Source organism: Corallococcus sp. AB011P, from assembly GCF_003611605.1.
Taxonomy (GTDB): Bacteria; Myxococcota; Myxococcia; order Myxococcales; family Myxococcaceae; genus Corallococcus; species Corallococcus coralloides.
On record NZ_RAVX01000006.1, the window covers coordinates 14,587 to 36,212 of the forward strand.

The 21,626-nt window shown below is 70.3% G+C and carries 17 protein-coding genes; 9 read left to right on the forward strand and 8 right to left on the reverse strand.

The genetic code is table 11. From position 1 onward, the window contains the following. Positions 1–37: 37 nt before the first annotated feature. Positions 38–622 (reverse strand): outer membrane beta-barrel protein, encoded by a 585-nt coding sequence (locus tag D7X30_RS18190; RefSeq protein ID WP_120564215.1) that lies wholly within the window; start codon positions 620–622, stop codon positions 38–40. A gap of 170 nt (positions 623–792) precedes the next feature. Between D7X30_RS18190 and recJ the strand changes: the two genes are divergently transcribed. Next, complete coding sequence (recJ, locus tag D7X30_RS18195) at positions 793–2,508, forward strand: single-stranded-DNA-specific exonuclease RecJ (protein ID WP_120564216.1); 1,716 nt, start codon at positions 793–795, stop codon at positions 2,506–2,508. 25 nt (positions 2,509–2,533) lie between these two features. Here recJ and D7X30_RS18200 read toward each other — a convergent pair whose 3' ends face one another. From D7X30_RS18200 to D7X30_RS18215, 4 genes are all read right to left on the reverse strand, one after another. Next, entirely contained in the window at positions 2,534–2,773 is a 240-nt protein-coding gene (locus D7X30_RS18200; protein ID WP_120564217.1) for a YHS domain-containing protein, read from the reverse strand. 199 nt (positions 2,774–2,972) lie between these two features. Next, positions 2,973–3,743: a hypothetical protein gene (locus D7X30_RS18205; protein ID WP_120564218.1), complete on the reverse strand. Its 771-nt coding sequence runs from the start codon at positions 3,741–3,743 to the stop codon at positions 2,973–2,975. 11 nt (positions 3,744–3,754) lie between these two features. Beyond that, positions 3,755–5,050: a hypothetical protein gene (locus D7X30_RS18210; protein ID WP_120564219.1), complete on the reverse strand. Its 1,296-nt coding sequence runs from the start codon at positions 5,048–5,050 to the stop codon at positions 3,755–3,757. Between the two features lie 24 nt (positions 5,051–5,074). Next, complete coding sequence (locus tag D7X30_RS18215; protein ID WP_120564220.1) at positions 5,075–6,181, reverse strand: hypothetical protein; 1,107 nt, start codon at positions 6,179–6,181, stop codon at positions 5,075–5,077. Between the two features lie 190 nt (positions 6,182–6,371). Between D7X30_RS18215 and aspS the strand changes: the two genes are divergently transcribed. The 5 genes from aspS (at position 6,372) to D7X30_RS18240 (ending at position 12,849) form a co-directional block, all read left to right on the forward strand. After that, on the forward strand, positions 6,372–8,189 hold the full coding sequence (gene aspS, locus D7X30_RS18220) for an aspartate--tRNA ligase (RefSeq protein WP_120564221.1): 1,818 nt from the start codon (positions 6,372–6,374) through the stop codon (positions 8,187–8,189). Between the two features lie 158 nt (positions 8,190–8,347). After that, positions 8,348–9,625 carry a carbohydrate porin gene (locus D7X30_RS18225; protein WP_147443230.1) on the forward strand — a complete coding sequence of 426 codons (1,278 nt, stop codon included), beginning with the start codon at positions 8,348–8,350 and terminating at the stop codon, positions 9,623–9,625. A 59-nt stretch (positions 9,626–9,684) separates the two neighbouring features. Beyond that, positions 9,685–10,674, forward strand: a complete 990-nt coding sequence (locus tag D7X30_RS18230; protein WP_120564223.1) for a cupin-like domain-containing protein — start codon at positions 9,685–9,687, stop codon at positions 10,672–10,674. 517 nt (positions 10,675–11,191) lie between these two features. Then, positions 11,192–11,971, forward strand: coding sequence for a cupin-like domain-containing protein (locus D7X30_RS18235; protein WP_233591667.1), 780 nt, complete (start codon positions 11,192–11,194; stop codon positions 11,969–11,971). Further along, positions 11,968–12,849: a hypothetical protein gene (locus tag D7X30_RS18240; RefSeq protein WP_147443231.1), complete on the forward strand. Its 882-nt coding sequence runs from the start codon at positions 11,968–11,970 to the stop codon at positions 12,847–12,849. Before D7X30_RS18235 ends, D7X30_RS18240 begins: the two co-directional genes overlap by 4 nt. 12 nt (positions 12,850–12,861) lie before the next feature. On the opposite strand, the gene D7X30_RS18245 is transcribed toward D7X30_RS18240, so the two are convergent. Both D7X30_RS18245 and D7X30_RS18250 read right to left on the reverse strand, forming a co-directional pair. Further along, a complete protein-coding gene (locus D7X30_RS18245) occupies positions 12,862–15,567 on the reverse strand; it encodes a CHAT domain-containing protein (protein ID WP_147443232.1) in 2,706 nt (901 codons plus the stop codon). Positions 15,568–15,760: 193 nt separating this feature from the next. Continuing rightward, positions 15,761–17,425 carry a M14 family metallopeptidase gene (locus tag D7X30_RS18250; protein WP_120564226.1) on the reverse strand — a complete coding sequence of 555 codons (1,665 nt, stop codon included), beginning with the start codon at positions 17,423–17,425 and terminating at the stop codon, positions 15,761–15,763. A 125-nt stretch (positions 17,426–17,550) separates the two neighbouring features. Here D7X30_RS18250 and D7X30_RS18255 point away from each other — a divergent pair, with 125 nt between their 5' ends. Beyond that, the gene (locus D7X30_RS18255) at positions 17,551–18,492 is read left to right on the forward strand and encodes a hypothetical protein (protein ID WP_120564227.1); all 942 of its coding nucleotides are present in this window, start codon (positions 17,551–17,553) and stop codon (positions 18,490–18,492) included. Then, positions 18,479–19,591 carry a hypothetical protein gene (locus tag D7X30_RS18260; RefSeq protein WP_120564228.1) on the forward strand — a complete coding sequence of 371 codons (1,113 nt, stop codon included), beginning with the start codon at positions 18,479–18,481 and terminating at the stop codon, positions 19,589–19,591. The genes D7X30_RS18255 and D7X30_RS18260 overlap by 14 nt, the downstream gene beginning before the upstream one ends. Positions 19,592–19,632: 41 nt before the next feature. Here D7X30_RS18260 and D7X30_RS18265 read toward each other — a convergent pair whose 3' ends face one another. Beyond that, positions 19,633–20,490 (reverse strand): hypothetical protein, encoded by an 858-nt coding sequence (locus D7X30_RS18265; protein ID WP_233591637.1) that lies wholly within the window; start codon positions 20,488–20,490, stop codon positions 19,633–19,635. 60 nt (positions 20,491–20,550) lie between these two features. Between D7X30_RS18265 and D7X30_RS18270 the strand changes: the two genes are divergently transcribed. Beyond that, positions 20,551–21,576 (forward strand): AraC family transcriptional regulator, encoded by a 1,026-nt coding sequence (locus D7X30_RS18270; protein WP_120564229.1) that lies wholly within the window; start codon positions 20,551–20,553, stop codon positions 21,574–21,576. Positions 21,577–21,626 lie beyond the last annotated feature (50 nt).

Consider the following 21,626-nt stretch of genomic DNA (forward strand, 5'->3'; position numbering starts at 1 on the left):
CCTCCTTCCCATGTGGAAGCGAGGGCCCTTCGCTTTTCTAGAAGCGCGCGCCCAGCGTCAGCGACGCGTCCATCAGGCCTCCGCCGTTGTCGTCCGTCGAGGTGACGTTCGCGAAGTCCTGGTCGATGAGCAGGCGGTAGGTGCCTCGCACGCCGGCGGTGAGGCCTCCGGTGTTGAACTCCAGGCCCACCGCGAGCGGCACCTCCTCCATCAAGTCGCTGTTGTAGAGCCCCGCGCCCGCGCCGCGCACGTCCACGTAGGACAGGCCCAGGCCCACGCCCGCGAAGGGGCGCACCGCGGTGAGGAAGGGCGGCGACACCTTCACCAGCGCGCTGCCGCCGTTGCGCACCAGCGAGGGCGCGTCGAAGAGGCGGCTGTCACTCACCTTGTTCTGCGAGCCCTCGTAGCCGACTTCAAAGCCGAGGAAGGTGGTGGGCTGGAGGTTGAGCGTCAGGCCCCACAGCGGGCCGGTGCTGGCCAGGTCGCCCAGGTCGCCCGTGTAGTCGCCAATGCCGCCGCGCAGGAAGACGTTCACGTCTCCCTGCTTCTTCTGCGCGAGCGCGGGCCCCGCGCACAACACGACGGCCATCAGGGCCCCGCCCTGGAGAAACCTGCGAAGCATGCGGACCTCCCTGTCCACGGGTGTGCACTCAAGCTGGGCACCGCGTACCCGCCGTGCAGGTTGAGAGCAGGAAGGCAGCCGAGCGCGTGTCTGAACAGGCGTGCAGGAGGGTGGTGTGAGTGGGCGGGTTGGACTGCCTTGGTCGGACGTCTGAGGTACTGTCCTTCACCATGCGGTGGTTGCTTCCAGATGTCGTCGAGCAGGAGGTGGGTTCGCTCGCGGGTGAGCTGTCGCTGCACCCGTTGGCGGCGAGGGTGTTGCTCCACCGTGGCTACCGCACGCCGGAGGCGGCGTCGGCCTTCCTGTCGGACCGGCTGGCGGACCTGCCGGACCCGTTCCGGATGAAGGGCATGGGCCCCGCGGTGGAGCGCGTGCTGCGCGCGGTGCGGCTCAAGGAGAAGGTGACGCTCTACGGGGACTACGACGTGGACGGCGTGTCCTCCACGTCGCTCATGTACCTGTTCCTCAAGGAGCTGGGCGCCACTCCCGCCACGTACATCCCGCACCGGCTGGACGAGGGCTACGGCCTCAACCTGGGCGCGGTGGAGCGCATCGCGCAGGACGGCACGCGCCTCTTGGTGACGCTGGACTGCGGCATCACCTCCGTGGCGGAGATTGCCCGCGCGAAGGAGCTGGGCCTGGAGGTCGTGGTGGTGGATCACCACACGGTGCCGCCCACGTTGCCGCCCGCCACCGCGGTGCTCAACCCGCACCAGCCCGGCTGCGAGTACCCCACCAAGGTGCTGTGCGCCGCGGGTGTGGCCTTCAACCTCTGCATGGGGCTGCGCAAGCGGCTGCGCGACGACGGCTTCTTCGCCACGCGCAAGGAGCCCAACCTCAAGGCGCTGATGGACCTGGTGGCGCTGGCCACCGTGGCGGACGTGGTGCCGCTCACGGGCGCCAACCGCATCCTCGTGGCGCATGGCCTCCAGGAGCTGTCCCAGGGCCGCCGCCCCGGCATCCGCGCGCTGAAGGAGGTGGCCGGCCTGGAGCCGGACGCCACCGTCACCGCGGGGCAGGTGGGCTTCCGCCTGGGGCCCCGCATCAACGCCGCGGGCCGCCTGCATGACGCGTCGCTGGGCCTGCAGCTGCTCTGCGCGGACTCCGTGGAGACGGCGCGCTCGCTGGCGCAGGTGTTGGATCGCGCGAACGCGGAGCGGCAGGGCATCGAGAGCGGCATCCTCACGCAGGCGCTGGCGCAGGCGGAGGAGCACAAGGACTCGCGCGGGCTGGTGCTCTACGACGAGGGCTGGCACCCGGGCGTCATCGGCATCGTCGCGTCGCGCGTGGTGGAGCGCTACCACCGGCCCACGGTGATGGTGGGCGTGAAGGACGGGGTGGGGAAGGGCTCGGCGCGCAGCATCGAGGCGTTCCACCTGTACGACGCGCTCACCGGGTGCTCGGACCTGCTCATGCGCTACGGCGGGCACAAGCACGCCGCGGGCCTCACCATCGACGCGAAGCAGCTGCCCGCCTTCCGCGAGGCCTTCGCGAGGATTGCCCTCCAGCGCCTGACTCCGGAGGACATGATTCCGCGCTGCCGCGTGGACGCGGTGGTGAACCCGGCCGACCTGGACGCGACGGCGGTGGAGTCGCTGCAGAAGCTGGGGCCCTTCGGTCAGGGCAACCCGGAGCCGGTGCTGGTGCTGCGCGGCCAGCAGGCCCGGCCTCGCGTGCTGCCCGCGAAGTCCGGGGCGCCCGGCGCGGGGCACCTGAAGCTGGCGCTCGTGGATGCCCCGGAGCTGGATGCCATTGGCTTCGGCATGGCGGACCGCGTGTCGCTGGTGGAGGGGCCGGTGGACCTGGCCTTCCAGGCCGGCTTCGATACCTTCCGCGGCCAGCGCAAGCTGTCCCTGCGCCTCAAGGACGTGCGTCAGGCCGCCTGACGCTGTCCCAAGGCTTGGGCCCGCGCTACGCGAGCCCCCAGCGCACCCGGCCCGGCGACATCAGCGCGCCGGCCCGCGCCAGCTCGTTGAGGCGGAAGCGCTCCGCCTGACGCTCGAAGGCGGTGCGGCAGCCCTCCGAGCAGAAGAAGTACCGGCGCTTCTTGTACTCCGACGAGGGATGGCCCTCCGGGGCCTCCAGGTGCCTGCCGCACACCGGATCCCAGTGCCTGCTGCTGCCCTGCCCGTGTTCTTGTTCGCCGTTCATCTTCCACCTCCAGCCCGACGCCCCCGACTCCCCGAACTGGCGCGAATGTAAGCAGGGGGCATGCCAGTGGTCCATCTCCTTGGAAGACCAAGCAAGGGGACGTGTCCGGGACGCGGAGGAGGGGAAAAAGTTCAGCCCCCGCCGCCGCTTCCCGGGTGGGAAGGGCGCGGGGGCCGAAGGGACGAACCGGAGCGGGGCTTCAGAAGCCGACGCCGGCGCTGCCACCCAGGAAGAAGTCGTTGGCGTAGCCGCGCCGCAGGCCCGTGGCCTCAATGCGGAACATGAATCGCGCACTGCGGCCAGGGCGGCCACGGATACCCAAGCCGTACTGGAGGACGGGCTTGAGGCCGTTCACCTTGGTCTCGTCCTCACCCACGGTGATGCTGGTGTTCTGGTAGGCGAGTCCGCCGCCAGCCTGAACGAAGAATCCGAAGTCCGACTCTCCGAAGCGGAACACCCAAGCAGGCGCGAGCGTGAAGTAGTGAAGCCGCGTGTCCCCCTTGATGAAATCGGTGCCGTCACTGAGGCTGCCGTATATCCAGCGCAGGTCGGCAATGAAGCCTTGCCTCCACGTCTCATTCTCTGTCTTGAGCGCGCGGCCGAACTCATACGTGGCGCGTACGCCCAGGGCTGGCCGGTTGTCGGAGAAGTCGCCTCGGGCGCTGTCCACCATCAACAGGCCCCCGACCAGTTCCACCGCGACGCCCAGGCTGGGGTCGTCCAGGCGGGCCATGCTCTCGAAGCCATCGTCGTTCTCGCGCTCGGAGGCCTCGCGGAACTCGTCCGTTTCGTCCACCAGCCTGCGGCGGCGATCGTAGGCGTCGTCGTCGTCCTTCTGGGCCTTCTCCTGGGCGCGTTCGGCTTCCTGCTCCGGATAGGCGTAGGGGTCGTCGTCATCCGCGCTCTGGGCGAACGCGACAGGGGTGAAGAGCAGGCTGCCGGCGAGGCAGGCCTTGAGCCAGGTGTTCAAGGGAGCGGGCCTCACTGGAAGATGTTGGGGCAGGTGGTGCCGCCCGCGGCGCTGGCCGGGCAGAGGCTGGGGCCGATGAGGAGCTCGCGCGGGATCTGCAGGTGGTCCATGAACTCGTTGCAGACGGCCTTGCGCAGCTCCAGGTCGGAGATGTGCGAGATGATGGCCATGGCGGGGACGGCCAGCGAGAACAGGGTCTGATCCCCGAGCACCTGCTGGGTGTACTGGTAGATGCCCGGCTTCGCGGGGTCCGTGTCGTAGTACGCGGAGACGATGTCGCGCTGCAGCTGGGCCTCCTGGCCGGTGGAGCGGCCCGCCTGGTAGAGCGCGGTCGCCAGCAGCGTGCCCACCTGGTACTCGGCGCCGTCGCTGGTGAAGCTGGCCACGTCCTGATCCCGCACGCGGAGGTACAAGGTCGCGCTCATGCAGCGGTCCCCGCGCGACAGGTCGCGCGCGTCCGTCACCCCGGCGAAGGGGCCGCCGTCGAAGGAGGTCGCCATGAAGCGGGGGTCACACCCGCTGACGCTGCGGCAGGTGGCGCCGTAGGCGTGGTAGTCCGCCAGGCCCTCGTCGAAGACCTTGAGCACGTTGGCGCCCTGGCTGGGCGCCTCCGAGGACCAGTGGGACAGCGCCACGGGCAGGGACTGGCCGGCGTACGCCAGGCGGTTGAACACCAGGTGCGAATATTCGTGCGCCATCACCGCCGCGTTGAGGGGCAGGGGCGCGCGCTGGATCTGATCGAACGGCAGCACCATGAAGGACTGGAGCACCGGGTAGAAGATGGCGTTGTCGCGCGCCGGCTCCTTGCTCGACTGCGCCTGGATGAACTCCGGGAAGTAGTAGAGCGTCGGCGCGGGCTCGAAGGACGCGACCTTCACGTTGGCGACGGTGCGGAAGTACTCGTTGGCGCGCTCGAGGTTGTAATACGAGGTCACCATGTTCCAGGAGTGGAAGTCCGCGGGCCAGAGGACGTCCTCGCCCGTCTTCTCGTCCTTCTGGGTGATGTAGCTGGCCTTCACGTCGTAGCCGGTATTCTTGAGCAGCACTTCCGCGACCGTGTCCGCCGTGGCGTTCTGGAGCGCGGGGTCGTCCACGTCGATGACGATGCGCGCGCCGCCCTGGAGGTCACCGACGGTGCCCTTCAGGCCGACGACGTCCTCGATGGTGGTGAGTTCGACCTGCGTGGGGACGTACTGGCCATTGCTGGAGCGGGACAGGACGGAGACCTTGACGGGGGCCTCGCTGTCCGGAGCGCAGCCCGCGGCCAGGGTCAGCCCGACGGCGGCGGTGATGACTGTTCGGAGCATGACGCCCGTTCTACTCCGGACCGCTCAGAACGTGTATTCCCCTCCGAGTGTGAGCAGTCCGGAGGTCTCCGGAGGCAGGTCCTCCGGCACGTCCCGCTGGAGGGCCACGGAGGCCCACAGCCGCACCGCGTCGCCCGGGCGCACCGTCCACCGGGTGGCCACCACGTGGGCCACGCCCTCACCCGGCACGTACCGGATGAAGGCGTAGGACAGCTGGCCCCGGAGGGCAGGGGTGATGCGCCAGGAGAGGGACGGCTTCACGTCCCAGCGGACCGGAGCGGAGGGGAAGCCGGTGGTGGCGTTGACCTCGCCCAGGCGCCGCGCCACGGCCGCGCCCAGGTCGCGCAGCTGGCGGCGGCGCAGACCCGCCAGGGCCCTGCGCGCGGCCACGCGGCCTTCCAACTGGGCCTCCAGCGTCTCCGTCTCCGCGTCGGTGAACTGGCCCGCGGTGAGCGGATCCTCGCTGTAGAAGGCGTAGCCCCCGCGCAGCCCCAGCTCCCACTGTCCCTTCCAGAGGAGCCGCGCGCCCAGCGTGGGCCGGGCCGACCAGAGGATGTCCTCCTGGGCGTAGCGCTCCGTGGCGGCGCCGTCGGAGACGGTGAGCAGCTGTCGGCGCAGTGGATTGCGGCTGACGCCCACGCCCGCGTCCAGGCCGTACTCCCAGGTGCCGAAGCCCGCCGAGTCCCAGGCCGCGCCCAGCTGCACCGCCTGGCTTCCTTGGCCCGTCCGGGCGGTGAGGCCGGGGACGTTGAGGCGGGGGCGCTCCTGGGTCAGCTCCGTGTCCGAGGCCTTGGACAGGCCCAGGCTGACTGCGCCGGACAGGAGCCAGTGCTCGCCCGCGAGGTGGTCCATGCCCACGGAGAGCTGATGGGGGGCCGCGGTGCCGGACTCCGGACGCACGCCGGTGTAGCCCAGCGTGAGGAAGGTCGCTTCCCCCACGCCCACGTCACCCAGCAGCCTCCACAAGGCATAGCCGTGGCCGCCGCTCGCCTCGAGCGTGACGGAGCTGTCCGCTGCTTCCGCCCTGGCCGTGCGCGCCCCCAACAGCGCCAGCAGCACCAGGCCGGCGCACGTGGACGCGCGCGTGGGCACGCCTCCGGGCCGGCGGCGGGTTTCCAGGTCCCCCTGCATGGAGGCTTCAACACCGGATCCGATTCCGGGTTGCGGGGACGTGCGCGCCTGCCTGCTCATGCGCCTGTCTTCCGAGGGAGATGGCGGTGAAAACACGAGGGCGCTCGGGCCATGGATTCCTTGACGCGTCGTTTCCACGATCCGCTATGGTGCCCGGCCTTCCTTCCCGAACCAAACGCAGGCGGTCTCCATGGCGGTCCCGTTCATTTCCGAGGTCAAGCGTACCCATACGTGCGGTCAGCTCACGGCCGCGAACGTTGGCGAAGAAGTGGTCCTCTTCGGCTGGGTGCACAACCGCCGCGACCACGGCGGCGCGGTGTTCATCGACCTGCGGGACCGCGAAGGGCTTACCCAGGTGGTGTTCGAGCCGGACAGCAAGGAGGCCCATGAGACGGCCGGCCACCTGCGCCTGGAGTACTGCGTCGGCATCAAGGGCAAGGTGCTGTCGCGCGGCAAGAACGTGAACCCGAAGATGAAGACGGGCGAGATCGAGGTGAAGGCCTCGGACCTGACCATCTTCAACCGCTCGGAGCCCACGCCGTTCCTCATCGAGGACAACGTGGAGACGTCCGAGGAGAAGCGCCTGGCGCACCGCTACCTGGACCTGCGCCGCGGGCCGCTCCAGAAGACGCTGATGACGCGCTCGAAGATGAACACGCTCGCGCGTTCGTACATGGCGGGCAACGGCTTCCTGGAGCTGGAGACGCCCTTCATGGGCAAGTACACGCCGGGCGGCGCTCGTAACTTCCTGGTCCCCAGCCGCCTGAACCCGGGCAAGTTCTACGCGCTGGCGGAGAGCCCGCAGCTGTACAAGCAGCTGTTCATGGTCGCGGGCTTCGACCGGTACTTCCAGATCGTGAAGTGCTTCCGCGACGAAGACCTGCGTGTGGACCGGCAGCCGGAGTTCACGCAGATCGACGTGGAGATGAGCTTCGTCACCCAGGACGACATCTTCACCATCATCGAGGGGCTGCTGAAGAAGCTGTGGGGCGAGGTGCTGGGCATCGACATCCCGACGCCCTTCATGCGCATGGACTTCTACGAGTCCATGGCGAAGTACGGCAACGACAAGCCGGACCTGCGCTTCGGGCTGGAGCACGTGGTGCTCACGGACCTCATCCGCGAGCACGGCGCCGCGGGCGGCGTGCCCATGATGTGGGACGCGGTGCAGGACAAGGGCATCGTCAAGGCGATGGTCGTCCCGGCGGAGAAGGCGCTGTCCCGCGCGGAGAGCGACAAGCTGGAGGACTTCGCGAAGCAGGCGGGCGCCAAGGGTCTGGCGCGCGCGAAGGTGGGCGAGGGCGGTGAGTGGACCCAGTCCCCGCTGTCCAAGACGATTACGCCGGCGCTGCGGCAGGCCATCAACCAGGCCGTGAACGCGAAGACGGGCGACCTCATCCTGTTCCAGTTCGGCCGCGAGTCGCTGGTGCACACGGTGATGGCGAACCTGCGCGTGCACGTGGCGAAGAAGCTGGGCCTCATCCCCGAGTACGGCAGCGGCGGCCAGTGGAAGTTCCTCTGGGTGGTGAACCCGCCCCTCTTCGAGTACGACGAGGAGACGAACACCTGGGCGGCGGCGCACCACGCCTTCACCCGTCCGCACGACGAGGACGTGCAGTACCTGGGGACCGACCCCGGCCGCGTGAAGTGCCACCGCTACGACGTGGTGCTCAACGGCTTCGAGATCGGCGGCGGCTCCATCCGCCTGCATGACCCGAAGGTGCAGAGCGAGGTGTTCAAGGCGCTGGGCATCCAGGAGGAGGAGGCGCGCGTGAAGTTCGGCTTCCTGCTGGACGCGCTCAAGTTCGGCGCGCCCCCGCACGGCGGCATCGCGCTGGGCATGGACCGCCTGGTGATGCTGCTCACCGGCGCGGAGTCGCTGCGCGACGTGATTCCGTTCCCCAAGACGAAGACGGGCACGGACACGATGACGGGCGCCCCCGGCGACGTGGACGAGAAGCAGCTGCGCGAGCTGCACGTGCGCTCGGTGCCGCTGCCGCAGAAGTAGTCAGTCACGTCCCGCCGGGAGGAGGACACTCCCGGCGCGCTGCTTTCGTTGCTCGCCGCACCTCGGGTCCTTCGAACGGCCTGGGGGAGTGGCTGGAAGCCGACGGACAGCCCCTCGGAACGGCTGGACATCCTGGTGGCCGTGGCCATTGGAGACCCGTGGCGTGCGAGGGAGCGGGCGCGATGCGGGGACGGGCGTTCGGGGCGTGGGTGCTGGCGTGGGCCCTGCTGTGCGCGGGGCCGGCCTTCGCTGCCGAGACGAAGATGCCCCCCGGCCTCACCGGTGGCTGGGGCGGGATGCGCGGGTTTCTCTACGAACTGGGCGTGGGGATCCAGATCCGTTACGTGACGGAGCTCGCCTTCAACGCGCGCGGCGGCAAGGGACACGCGCTGCGGCAGGCAGGCCAGCTCAACGTGGGGCTGGGCCTGGACCTGGAGAAGCTGGCCGGGCTCAAGGGCGGCACCTTCCAGTTCACGTTCACGCACCGCAACGGCAACAACCTGAACGCGGACATGGAGCTGGGGAACCTCCAGCTGGTGCAGGAGGTGTACGGGCGCGGCAACGTGGGGCGCCTCACGCAGCTCTGGTGGGATCAGCTCTTCTGGGGCGAGCGGGTGCACCTGAAGCTGGGGCGCATGACGGTGGGCGAGGACAGCGCGGACTTCCCCTGCGACTTCCAGAACCTGTCCTTCTGCGGCGCGCAGCCCGGCAACATCGTGGGCAACTACTGGTTCAACTGGCCGGTGAGCCAGTGGGCCACCCGGCTGCGCGTGGACCTGGCGAAGGTGGCGTACGTGCAGCTGGCCGCGTACGAGATGAACCCTCGCAACCTGGAGGAGGCCTTCTACCTGGGGCGCTTCAACGGGGCGACGGGCGTGATGCTGCCGCTGGAGCTGGGCTGGAACCCGAAGTTCCACGGTGACCGGCTGGAGGGGCTCTACAAGGTGGGCGTCTGGTACGACACGTCCAACGCGCCCGACGTGTTGCTGGACGGCGTGGAGCGCGAAGGGCGCTACGGCATCTACTTCGTCGCGCGCCAGCAGCTCACGCACGTGGCGGGCTCGGAGAACGAGGCGCAGGGCCTCAACGTCTTCGTCCGCCTGACGCACACGGACCTGGACACCTCCACGCTGGACGGCCAGTACACGCTGGGCCTGGGCTACACGGGCGTGTTCGGCCGGGCGGATGACGACGTGGGCTTCGCGCTGGGCGCCACGCACTCCAACGGGCGCTACGTCACCGCGCAGCGGCAAAAGCAGGCGCAGGACCCCGGCACGCCGATCCCTCGCACGGAGTACCTGGGCGAGCTGTACTACAGCCTCCATGCGACGCCGTGGCTCGTGCTGCGGCCCAACTTCCAATACATCCGCCCCGGCGGTGACGAGGACGCGCGCAACATCATCGTCCTGGGCCTCAAGGGCGCGCTCACCCTGTAGGGCATGTGGGGAGAGGGCCCCCGTTCCGTGCCGCTTCGCGGGTGGCCTAGAGTGGGGCCATGGCCCTGTCACCCTCGTGGGATGCGTGGCTGTCGGAGAACCTGCTGCGGGGCGTGCCTGAGGAGGCGCTGGCCCGGGCACTGGTCGCCGGAGGGGTGGCTCCGGAAGAGGCGCGCTCGGAGGTGGCTCGCGCGCGACGGCACCCGGCGGTGGAGGCCGGTGGCTCGCGCGGGACGCTGGGGGCGGAGGTGGTGTCGCTCCTGGACGTGCGCGCGTCGCTGCATGCGCAGTCCCGCCGGACGGTGGAGCGGCGGCGGGGCGTGTCCTCGGAGGAGTTCCAGGCCCGCTACTACCGCGCGCACCGGCCCGTCGTCCTGGAGGACTTCCTGGAGGGCTGGCCGCTGCTGGAGCGCTGGCGGCCGGAAGCCCTGGCGCGGGACTACGGTGACGTGGAGGTGGAGGTCATGACGGGCCGCGAAGCCCGCGCGGACCATGACATGTCACCGGATGCGTGCCGCACGGTGATGAAGCTTTCGGATTTCCTCCACCGGCTGGAGCACGGCGGGCCGTCCAACGACCTGTACCTCACCGCGCGCAACTTCGCGCTGGAGCGGCCGGAGCTGCGGGGGCTGCTGGAGGACCTGCGGCCGGCCCCGGGCTTCGTGTACCCGAAGCGGCAGCACGGGAGCCTCAAGCTGTGGGTAGGGCCCGCGGGCACGCACACGGCGCTGCACCATGACGTGGACTCGGTGCTGTTCTGCCAGGTCCACGGGCGCAAGCGCTTCTGGTTGGTTCCGTCGTTCGAGACGCCTCGCCTGTACAACCGCGAGCACGTGTGGAGCCCGGTGGACGCGGCGGCGCCGGACCTGGAGCGCTTCCCGGACTTCGCCACCGCGCATGTGCACGAGGTGGTGGTGGGCCCGGGGGAGATGCTCTTCATCCCCGTGGGCTGGTGGCACCAGGTGCTCGCGCTGGACGTGAGCGTGTCGCTGACGTTCCAGTCGCTGGAGGTGCCGGGCGGAAACGCGCGGTGGCACACCTTCGGTTGAGGTGTGCCCACCGCTTCAATGGCTTGCGTCAGCCGTTGAGGTTTTCGTCCTTCGGCGTTTCAGGAAGGGGCGGTGTGGACGGCGGCGGCGTGGGCGGCGGGGTTTCAGACGTCCGCTTCCGGCTGAGCTCCTCCTGCGCGGGGTCAGACGGGGGATTGGGGTTCGGGACGATTCTGTATGAGTTCTCGGGAGGCGTCATGGAGTCCGCTCGGGGTGGATGTGGACGACCCAAAAGGTTCAGCCCGATTCAAGGGGGCTGGCGATGACGTCTTCCCTCCCCCCTGTATGGAGAACGTGGCTCGCGGAGAACCTTGCGCGTGGGGTGCCTTCAGCGCGCCTCGCGGCCCGTCTGGAGGCGGTGGGAATCGCGCCAGAGGTTGTCTGGGAAACGATTCGGGCCGCGGAGACACACCCGGCGGTGATGCGGGCGCGTGAATTCACGACACGTCTGGGATTGCTCGAATCGCTGCTGGGGACGCGGTCGGTGTCGAGACGACAGGCATTGCCCTCGCCGCGCGTGGAGCGGCGGTCCCGGCTGGCTCCAGCGGAATTCTTCAATGAGTATTATCGGCGCAACCGGCCGGTTGTCATTGAAGGCTTGATGGAGGACTGGCCGGCGCGGACGCGGTGGACGCCCGCGTGGATGGCCGAGCGTTTCGGTGACGAGACGGTGGAGGTGATGGCGGGGCGCGACGCCCAGGAGATGCCGGACCTGCACGCGGACCGCCTGCGCCGGGACGTGCCGCTGCGGGAATTGCTGGCACGGTTCGACGGTGCGCCGGCGAACGACATGTATCTGGTGGCTCGAAACAGCCTGCTCTTGCGTGACGCGTTCCGGCCGCTCTTGGAGGACCTGCGTGCGCCAAAGGGCTACATCCATCCGGACCTGCACGGGCCCGACCGCGTGCATCTATGGTTGGGGCCGGCGGGGACGCTGTCCAACCTGCATCATGATCACCTCAACGTCCTGTTCTGCCAGGTATGGGGGCGCAAGCAGGTGTGGCTGGCGCCGTCGTGGGAGACGCCTTGGATGTCCAACGTGCGCGGCTTCTACAGCGCGGTGGACGTGCTGGCGCCGGACCTGGAGCGCTTCCCGGACTTCGCCCGGGTGGCGTTGCACACGGTGGAGGTGGGGCCGGGGGACACGCTCTTCATCCCGGTGGGGTGGTGGCACGCGCTGCGGGCCGTGGAGCCGAGCCTGTCGGTGACGTTCGTGAGCTTCGAAGAGACACCTGGGATGAACACCTGCTGGCGGGAGGGCTGGCTGGGCGCCACGCCTCCGGAGGAGCACCGATGAGAGCTTCGCGCGAAGTGGAGGCGGAGACCTCGCCGCTGACACCCGAGTGGCGGCGGTGGCTGGTGGAGAACCTGGTGCGTGGTGCGTCGCCGAAGGAGTTGGTGGCGTCGCTGGAGAAGGCCGGGGTGGCGGCGGAGCAGGCGCGGCGGGCAGTGGAGGTGGAGCAGCAGGAGCCCTTCGTCGCGGGCGCGCTGCGAGCGGTGGGCATGCAGCGGAAGCTGGAGGGGCTGCTGGACGTATACGCGGAGCTGTTCCAGCAGACGGAAGGACCGCCGCGCGTGGACCGGCATGACGCGCTGACGCCCGCCGCGTTCTTCGAGCGCTACTACTTCGACAACCTGCCCGTCGTGCTGCGCGCGGAATGGAGCGCGCCACTGGAGCCGGAGGCCTGGAGCCCCGCGAAGGTGGCCGCGCTGTTGGGTGAGCGCGAGGCGAGATACGCGTGCTGCGTGCCCCTGTTCGAGGACTCGCGGCTGGAGGTCCTGGCCCGGGGGCTGACGCCGCTTCGGGGCTTCACGGCGGAGGACGCTCGTGCGTGCGAGCCCCGCCTGTGGTGGGAGCCGGCCGGCGCGGAAGTTCCCCTGCGCGCGGCGCGGCGCAACGTGCTGCTGGCGCAGGTGCACGGGGAGCGGCGGCTCCAACTGGTCCCGGCGTTCGAGTTGCGGCGCGTGACGGGGTCTGGCGATGCACCCTTGCGCCTGGACGTGACGCTGTCTCCGGGAGAGTGGCTGCTGCTGCCGGTGGGCTGGTGGTACGGCTTCAGTGCGCCAGACGGCGGCGTCGCAATCTCGTTCGAGGCCTTCGCGCTGCCGGAACCAAATGTGACGTGGGACGCCGACGCGGAGCCCCAGCCTTCGCCGCTGCCTCCTCGCGACTGAGGGACGCGGGCGCTACTGATACAGCAGCACCTTGTCCACCCAGCGCATGTGGGGTTGCTTCTTGTGCCAGTCGAGGCGCTCGGCTCGCAGCGCCTGGGAGGGCTCCTCGCCGGACTGGATGCGCTCGCGCACCGCTCGGAAGAAGGCGCCCGCGTCGTTGGGGATCTCCGCCGTGGCGGCGAAGACGGCCCGCGCTCCGGAGGCGACGAACGCCTGCGGCAGCGATGACGTCTCATGCAGGATGGGCGGAAGGCGGGCCGCGCTGCATGCGCCCAGCACCACCAGGGGCGCGCCGTCCAGATGCCGGCGGCGCAGCTCCTCCGCGGTGAGCGCATAGCGGCCGTCCTGCTGCGGCGACAGCGCGATGACCGTGGCGTCCGACAGCGCGCGGTCCACCACGCCGTGCGCGTGGATGTCGATGTCCGTGGCCTGTTCCATCGCCTCCAGCACGCGCTCGGGCGTGGCCTGCGCGCCCTTGAGCCGCAAGAGCCGCTGCGCTCCCGCCAGGTCCACTTCCGCCGCCGAGGGCAGCCGCGCCAGCTTCAGCGTCAGGGGCGGCTCCACATCCGACACCACGACGTGCAGGGGCGGCTTCGCGGGGGACGTCGCGGGGACGCCCGTGCCGACCCGGTAGCTCCAGGCCAGGTCCGCTGGCAGGAGGCCCGCGCGGCTGTCCAGGGGCGGCGCGGCCAGCACCGCCACGCGGGGACAGTCGCGCAGCAACTCCACCAGCTCGCCGGGCACCAGCCCCGTCAGGTCATCGCGCAGGGGCACCGTGCGCGAGGCGTCATAGTGGCCCTGCACCTGTCCCCGTGGACCGCGCACCACCGTCACCGTGCGCTCCGCCTCCACCGCCGCCGCCAGCACGCAGTCCTCCGGCACGGGCACCTGGAGGCTTTCGGCCACCACGGCCATGGCCTCCTGGAAGGCCCCGGCGTGGCCCGCGCTCACCGCGAGCGTCTGGAAGGCCACTGCCCTGGCGTCGCGCGCATCCGCGTTCACCCGCAGGAGCGGCTCCGCCTCCGCGATGGTCTGCCGCAGCACCCGCTGGCCCTCGCGCCAGTCTCGGTCCACCGCGAAGCGTCCCCGGATGAGCGTGGCCAGCACGCGCCGCCCCGCGTTCTCCCGGAGTGGACTCACGCGTGCCAGCTCCGCCATCAGGAGCGCTTCGTCGGACGGACGGGGCGCCAGCCGCGCCAGGTCCGCGAGGATCCACGCGCCCTGGAGCCCGGGCGTCTGTCCGCACGCCAGCGACGCCTCCAGCTCCTGCCGAGCCTCCTGGGGACGGAAGCGCATCAGCGCCAGCGAGGCCAGGTTGCGGTGCGCCAGGGTGCGCGCCACGCAGTCGTCGGGCTGACGGGCCAGGGACTCGGTGAGATAGGCGCGCGAGAGCGCCACCCGCACCTGGAAGCGCGTCGCGTTGGCCAGCATCACCAGCGCCGCGCCCTCGCGTTCCCATTCGCCCAGCGCGGCGGCCTCCTGCCACGCGGCCCTCGCGGACTCCTCACCCTCCACCAGCCGGTTCGACGCGGTCGCGCGGCTGCTCAACCGGATGAGCAGGTCCACGCAGCGCAAGGGCAGCTTCTTCGCGCGGCACTCGCCCAGCGCCTCCCGCAGCCGGTCCCCGGCCTGCGTCCCCTGTCCCGACAGGTCGTCCAGCCGCGCGGCCTCCTGCTCCACGCGCGAGAGGATCCAGGGATCCGTCTCTCCCACCGTCAGGGCGCGAAGCTCCTCGTGCGTGCGCGCCACGCCCGGCGTGCGCAGCAGCGCGCCCAGCAGCAGGTCCTTCGCCGTGGGCTCCTGGCGCAGCCGCTCGATGAGGCTCGCGGGGTTGGGGTGCGTGTCTTGAACCAGCTTCGCGTACTCGCGCGCGAGCGGCGCCCGGCGCGCGAAGTCCAGCACCGCCCTCCGCCGCACGGTGTTCTCCAGCACGGCGCCTCCGCCGGCCGCGTGGTCCAGCACCCCCGCGAGCGGCAGCAGGGCCTCCACCTGTCCGGAGCTCTCCGAGGTCGCCAGCAGCTCGTAGAACGACTCGCGCGCCAGGCCCGGGAAGCGGGCCGCGGCCTCCACCGGCAGGGGCGCCTGGGGCGAGCGCAGCCGGGCGTGGAAGGCCTCGCGCGTGGCCTTCCATGCGTCCGCCCGGGCCTGGAACCGGGCGCGCAGCGTCCGCGCCTGCTCGCGCGCCTCGTCGCTCCAGCCGGGCTCACCTTTCGCGGCCACCGCTTCGAACGTCGTGGCGGAGAGGAGCGTCAGCCCCAGCTCGCGCGCCATCACGGCGCGGTTCCAGCGCGCCTGCGGGTGCTCGGGCATGGCCTCCAGCGTGGCGTCCAGCAGGGTCAGGGCTTCGTCGGAGTGGCCGCGCAGGATGGCGACGGCGGCCAGGTCACTGTCGCGGTCCAGCGAGGGCGACGCGCGCTTGAGGTACGCGAGCCCCTGCTCCGTGTCGCCATGCAAGAGGTAGCTGACGCCCACGCCGTGCGCGTCGCCGCGCTCCTCCAGGCGGGACAGCGCGCCCAGGGGCACCGGCGGGGCCAGCGCGTCCCGCCGGGGAGGCGCATGGGGGCGGTACACGTCCGAGGCGGGGAGGCTCAGCCGCACCTCCAGGGGACGGTGGGTCGCGTCCGCGAGCCACAGCGCGGGCGTCTCCGGCCCGGCGCCTCGCTGCTTCCAGACGCGCATGGCGACGAAGCCCAGGGCCATACAGAGGGCCAGGGCCACGAGTCCCCAGACGCGCGCTACGCCTGTGCGCCCCGGAAGGCGCGTGCCTCGGGGCGTTTGCCGCATGCCAGCCATCCGGGGCCTCCCGCGTGCCCCCCGCACCGTCTCCGCGGGTCCTGCGGGCTCCAGTCTAGGGCCAATGCCCCCGGGACTGACAAACCCGGGGGCGAGAAGGCGTCCGGCGGTGTACTGCCTACTCCACCTTCAGGGGGGGGCGCGTGGCCTCCACGACGCGGTGGATGGGGTACAGCTCGCCCACCGTGAGGCTGTCGTCCAGGAACTGCCAGCGGCAGAAGCCGTCGTCCGAGTGCGGCTCCAGCAGGTAGGTGATGAGCGTGCCCGTGCGCTGGTCGGTGGGGACCTTGAGGGTGCCGGCGGGGAACTCGCGCTCGGAGCGCTCGGGGGCCACGGTGAGGATGGTCTCGAAGCGCACTGGCTTGGGCTTCTGGCTCAAGGGGACTTCATCCTGGCCGGGCGGCGGCACGTTGGCGGCGACGTCCGGGCTGAAGGTCTGCTCGCGGCGGGCGATGCGGTAGCTGTCCACCTGGAAGCGCTGCGCCTTGGCCAGCTTCTCGAAGCGGATGCCGTGGCCTTCCAGCCGGGACGCGAGCGACGCGGGCACCAGGTACGCGGACGGCGTGCTCACCGACTGCGTGGGCACGAAGGTGCGGTAGTGCGGCGTCTTGTAGACCTTCTTGCGCTTGCCCGGGTAGCGGCGCGCCTGGATGCTGGCCTCGTCGAAGGAGTTGATGGCGGCGATGTCCTTGCCCAGCACGTAGGCCGGGTAGTCGAACACCAGCGCCCCTTCCGCGTCGCGCTGGGCGACGCCGAAGTTGATGCCCACCCATTCCTTCGCGTCAGGGGACTTGCCGCGCGCGATGATGGCGGCCTCCTCGAAGGAAGTGGCGGTGCGGTAGTCCTTCGCGTAGCGGGCGGCGTCGCGGATGAGCTCCAGCACCCACGCGCGGATGACGGCGCAGCGGCGGGGGAAGTCGATGTAGCTGTAGGTCTCCAGCAGCACGTCCAGCCGGCCCAGCAGGCCCCGGTAATGGCTGCCGAAGCGGGGCAGCGCGGGGTAGGTGTGCCAGCCGGAGGTCGGGTCGCCTTCCTTGAGGAAGTTGCCGTACCAGAAGCTGTCGAAGCCGTGCTTCTTCTTCACGGCGGCGGACACGCGCTCGGCCAGCTCGCGGTTGAAGTCCCGCGACATGTGCATGAGGTCCGCGTTGCCGTGCGGGATGTCGAAGGTGAGATCGAACCCGTGGATGCTGCCGTCGGTGGTGTGGCAGTCCACGAAGAGGTGCGGCCACCACGTCTGGTACAGCTTGGCCATGGCGCGCGTCTCCGGCGCCTCCTGCTTCATGTTGTCGCGGTTGAGGTTCCAGCCCTCGCCCGTGTAGCGCATGCCCACGCCACCGGGCGGGTTCACCTGGCCCTCCAGGTTCTTCAAATCCAACGCGCGGTTGCCCTTGCTGATGCGATCATTGCCGTCCGGGTTGAAGTTGGGGACGAACACGAGGCACAGCCGGTCCAACAGCTTCTTGCCCAGGGACGTGAGCGTGAGGTCGCGCGCGAGCGCCTGGAGGGTCTCCTTGCCCTCCACCTCACCGGCGTGGATGTTGGCCTCCACCATCACGACGATCTTCTTCTGCTTCTGCGCCAGCTCCGGCGTGAAGCAGTTGCGGTCGCTGAGGATGAGCGCCATGAGCGGCTGACCTTCACCGCTCTGGCCAAAGTCCACGCGCTTCGCGAGCTTCGTCTGGGCACAGAGGGCGTCGACGAAGGCAACCACGTCGGCGCTGCGGGACGTTTCCTGGTAGTCGGTGGCTTCCGCGCGGGTGAGCAGCTTGGGAGTGGGCATAGGTGCCGCGCATCCGAGCGCTCCGGCCCTGCCGCGTCAAGCACGCGCGAAGGGGGGCTGCCTTGCCGCGCCGTGGCGGTGTCCCATATGAAACCCCGACGGAAGAGTGCAGTGGAGGGGGCTTCATGACGCGCAGTGATCAGCGGCGAGGGCACGCGTGGGGCGTGCTGTTCCTGGGGCTCGCGGTGGCGTGGGCCACGGGGTGCAAGAAGGAACAGCCCGTTGAGAGCGCGCCGGTGGACGCGGGCGTGGTGGCGGTGGACGCGGGCCTTCCGGACGCGGGGAGTGTGGCGCAAGGAGCAAGGCCGCTGCGCTTCTCGAACGTGGGGCTCCAGCGCGTGGAAGACGGCGACGTGACCGTGACCTACACGCTCACCAACCCGGGCACGGCGCAGGGGCGCGAGAAGGTGTGCCTGATGCTGCTCGACGCGCATGACCTGGCCATCGAGGTCCGGTGGCTGGGGAGCATCACCGTGAAGGGCGGGTTGGAGGACACGTTCGAGGACCAGACGCACGTGGACGACCTGCAGTGGAACCAGGTCCGCTCCTTGAGGCTCTTCACGACGGCGTCCAACGACTACTGCTCCGACACTCCCCTCAAGCCGGCGAGTGAGCCCTTCCGGATGCTCCCGACGGGAGCCCCCGTGCCCGCGGACCTATCGCTGCCGGATCCACCCCCGGAGTCGGCGCCGGAGGACTTCGAGGTGTCCGGCCTCCAGCTGCGCCAGACCGGGACTCCGGCGGGCCCCTCGCTCACCTTCACGGTGAAGAACGTGAGTGACCACCGGGCCTCCGGGTCGGGGTGCCTGCGGGCCTACGCGCAAGAGGGCTCACGCGCTTTGGAAGAGGTCGATGCCGGGGAGTTCGACCTGGCCCCCAAGGCTTCGTCGACCCAGACGGTCGCCGTCACCTTTCATCGCGCCAGACACTGGGAGGAGGCGACGGTGCTGCGCTACTTCGTGGGCCCCCATGGCTGCGTGATGTCGGAAGGGGTAGGCGGTCCGGGTCATCCCGTCACCCTCCCGGTGAAGGCCGGCAGTGAAGAGGTTCAGCATGATGCGGAGTGACTGGCGGGTGCGGACCCTGTGCGCGTGGCTCGTGGGGAGCGCGGCGCTGTGTGGGGCGGGCTGCAAGAAGGAACAGCCGCAGGCGAGCGCGCCGGTGGACGCGGGCGTGGTGGCCATGGCCCAGGCGGGTGTCCTGGAAACGAAGCCGGTGGCGAAGGTGGCGAAGCCGCTGAAGTTCTCCGGGGTGACGCTCAAGCGGAACCCGTACTTCGTGAACGTCACGTACACGCTCACCAACCCCGGGACGGCGCAGGGACGTGGGGAGTCCTGCCTGGCGCTGCTCGACGAGATGGGCTTCGTCACCCATGAGCGGAACCTGGGAAGCATCACCGTGAAGGGCGGCACGGACGACGTCTTCAACGACAACATCTACCTGCCGGAGGAGCACTGGGATTCGGTCCTGACGGTGCTGCTGTACACGGTCAGGGGGAGGCGCTGCGAGGGGGCCGACTTCCAGGAGGCCAGCGAGCCGTTGCGACTGCGTGCCACGGGAGAGCCCGCCTCCGCGGACGCGCCGGCACCGCGACGGCCAGGAATGCTGGAGCCGGGAGAAATGGAGCTGTCCGGCGTCACGCTGTGGCAGGGCGGCGAAGGCGACGAGTACCAACTCCGATACACGCTGAAGAACGTGAGCAGGCGGCGCATCAATGCCCAGGTCTGCGTCCAGGGGTATGGAGAGGACGAGGACGTGAGCGAGGACAGGGCCTCCGTGTTGGCGAACAACCTGAGCATGCGCAGCCTGGCGGCCGGGGCGACGAAGACCTTCACCGAGAGGGTCGAACTCGTGGACAGCCAGCGATGGGACGAGGTGGTTGCGCTGGAGCTGTTCCTCGATGCGCGGGGATGCGAGTCGAAGCCGGAGAAGGCGCCAGTCCGTCTGCGGTTCGACAAGCCCGCGACCGTCCACGCCCCCCTCCTGGGAGGGCCACGGCTGGACGAGCGGGATGCCTTCGACCCTGAAGAAGAGCCGACGGACGAGGACGAGCGCAGCGCCGAACCCGCCGAGGATGAGACGGGGATGGATGAGAGCGACGCCTACGAGCCCGAAGAGGAGTTCCCTCAGGAGCCGACCCCTTCGGATGAAGAGACGGCGGACTGAGGCTGGACCCGGTGCGGGACACGAGCACGCGCTGGGAGGTGTCAGCCCGCATCGAGACCTTCCGCGCCCGGCATCCCGAGAACATAGGTGACGGCGCCCTTGCCCTTCTCACGCACCACGCCCACTTCCCACGTGTAGCCGGGGCGCTGAAGGCTCCGCGTCAGGGCCTTCAGCTCCTCCGGCCGGTGGGCCCGCAGCGTGGACACCAGCCCGTCCCACGCGAGTGCCAGCGGCGCCACCGGCACCGCGTAGGTAAGCAGCAGGCGCAGCGGCGTCAGCGGCCGGATGAGCGGCGTGAAGAGCAGCACCAGCAGTGGCACGAGCAGCGTGCCCAGCACTCCGCCCGGCGTGCGGTGCACGACCTCGAAGGCCGCGAAGGCTTCGCCTCGCCGCTGCGCGTCCTCCAGCACCTCGCGCACCTCCTCCGGCCGGAAGTGGTGCAGGGCGTTGAAGAGCGTGCGCATGCCGCGCAGGTCCTCTGGCACCTGTCGCGCATCCACGGGCCGGGGCAGGTACGTGGCGCCCTCCGCTCGTGCCCGTTCGGTGGCCTCCGCGTTGGGGTACAGGTCCGTGAGCACCGCCCGCGTCTTCAATCCGTGGCGGGCCTCCAGCAGCCGCTGCAGGCGGGGCACGGGCCCCTGGCCGCCGGAGCCCAGGTCCACCAGCGTGTCCGTACCGGACGCCTGGAGCCCCTTCGCGAGCACGTCCGTCGCCGCGTCGAACATGCCCATCCGCGTGGCCACCGTGTGCAGGTAGTCCGTGGACAGGTTGCGCACCGCGCGCGGATACCAGGGCTGATCAATCAGCTCGAACAGGTGCAGGCGGGGCAGCAGGGCGGGGGGCTCGGTGGCGGTGGAGTCCATGCGGGACAAGGTGCCGCCCACGTGGGTGGGATGCACTGACCGCCGGCGCCAGAACGGCTTGCCGCCCGCGCCAGGCGGTCGCTAGCGTCCCTGACCGTGGCGTCCTCCGCTCCTCCTTCGCTCTCCGCGCGCCTGGCACGGCAGGGGCTGCTCGCGGCGGCGAAGCGCGGCGTTCCCGCGGAACGGCTCTGCGAGGAGGTGGGGCTGCGGTGGGCGGACCTGGGCGACCCTGAAGCGCGCATCCCCTATGCCGTGCTGGACGACATCCTGGAGCGGGCCGTGTCGCTCACCGGGGATGACAACCTGGGGCTGCACATGGCGGGCATGGACGTGATGGACGCGGACGACCCCGCGTCGCTCGTCATCCTCACCAGCGCCAACCTCCGCGAGGCCATGGCTCGCGGTTGCCGCTACCAGCGTGTCTGGGGCGACGGCGAGCGCTTCGTCATGGAGGACACGCCGCGTGGTGTGCGAATGCGCTTCACACCCGTGGGCCCCTCGTGGCGGACCGCGCACCGGCACCTGGCGGAGGTGGCGCTGGTGCAGCTGGCCACGGGCGTGCGCGTCTTCACCGGCGCGGACGTGCGGCCCCTGCGCGCGCGCTTCGTCCATGCGGCGCCCTCGGACCTGCGTGAACACGAGGCCCTCTTCGGCTGTCTTCTGGAGTTCAACGCTCCCGCGAACGACCTGGAGTTCTCCGCCGGGGACGCGGACCGGCCCTTCGTCCACGCGGACGCGCTGCTCAACGCCGTGTTCGAACACCATGCGCGCCGCGCCCTGGATCGGCTGCCCGTCGCGGACACCCTGTCGGACCGCGTGCGGGAACAGGTGCGGAGGACGCTGGCGGGAGGCGACTTCTCCTTCGTCGCGGTGGCGAGGGCCCTGCGCGTTCCATCCCGCACGTTGCAGCGCCAGCTGGCGGCGGAGGGCCGCACCTACGCGGGCATCGTGGAGGCGCTGCGGCGCGAGCTCTCCCAGGTCTACCTCCAGCGGCGCATGTCCATCGCGGAGGTGTCCTTCCTGCTGGGGTACGCGGATCCGGCCGCCTTCCATCGCGCCTTCAAGCGCTGGTGGCGCACGTCCCCGGAGTCCTTCCGCAAGGCCCGGGCGGCCGGGGGCTGACAGGCAAGCGGCGCCCCGAGCCCTTCCGGGAGGGAAGCCAGGCCTTCGTT

Excerpts from the sequence above, each read along its gene's own strand:
- D7X30_RS18230 (WP_120564223.1), top strand. The coding sequence starts at position 9,685 with ATGGCCCTGTCACCCTCGTGGGATGCGTGGCTGTCGGAGAACCTGCTG.
- D7X30_RS18190 (WP_120564215.1), bottom strand. The coding sequence starts at position 622 with ATGCTTCGCAGGTTTCTCCAGGGCGGGGCCCTGATGGCCGTCGTGTTG.
- D7X30_RS18240 (WP_147443231.1), top strand. The coding sequence starts at position 11,968 with ATGAGAGCTTCGCGCGAAGTGGAGGCGGAGACCTCGCCGCTGACACCC.
- D7X30_RS18215 (WP_120564220.1), bottom strand. The coding sequence starts at position 6,181 with ATGCAGGGGGACCTGGAAACCCGCCGCCGGCCCGGAGGCGTGCCCACG.
- D7X30_RS18210 (WP_120564219.1), bottom strand. The coding sequence starts at position 5,050 with ATGCTCCGAACAGTCATCACCGCCGCCGTCGGGCTGACCCTGGCCGCG.
- aspS (WP_120564221.1), top strand. The coding sequence starts at position 6,372 with ATGGCGGTCCCGTTCATTTCCGAGGTCAAGCGTACCCATACGTGCGGT.
- D7X30_RS18260 (WP_120564228.1), top strand. The coding sequence starts at position 18,479 with ATGATGCGGAGTGACTGGCGGGTGCGGACCCTGTGCGCGTGGCTCGTG.
- D7X30_RS18250 (WP_120564226.1), bottom strand. The coding sequence starts at position 17,425 with ATGCCCACTCCCAAGCTGCTCACCCGCGCGGAAGCCACCGACTACCAG.
- D7X30_RS18255 (WP_120564227.1), top strand. The coding sequence starts at position 17,551 with ATGACGCGCAGTGATCAGCGGCGAGGGCACGCGTGGGGCGTGCTGTTC.
- D7X30_RS18200 (WP_120564217.1), bottom strand. The coding sequence starts at position 2,773 with ATGAACGGCGAACAAGAACACGGGCAGGGCAGCAGCAGGCACTGGGAT.
- recJ (WP_120564216.1), top strand. The coding sequence starts at position 793 with ATGCGGTGGTTGCTTCCAGATGTCGTCGAGCAGGAGGTGGGTTCGCTC.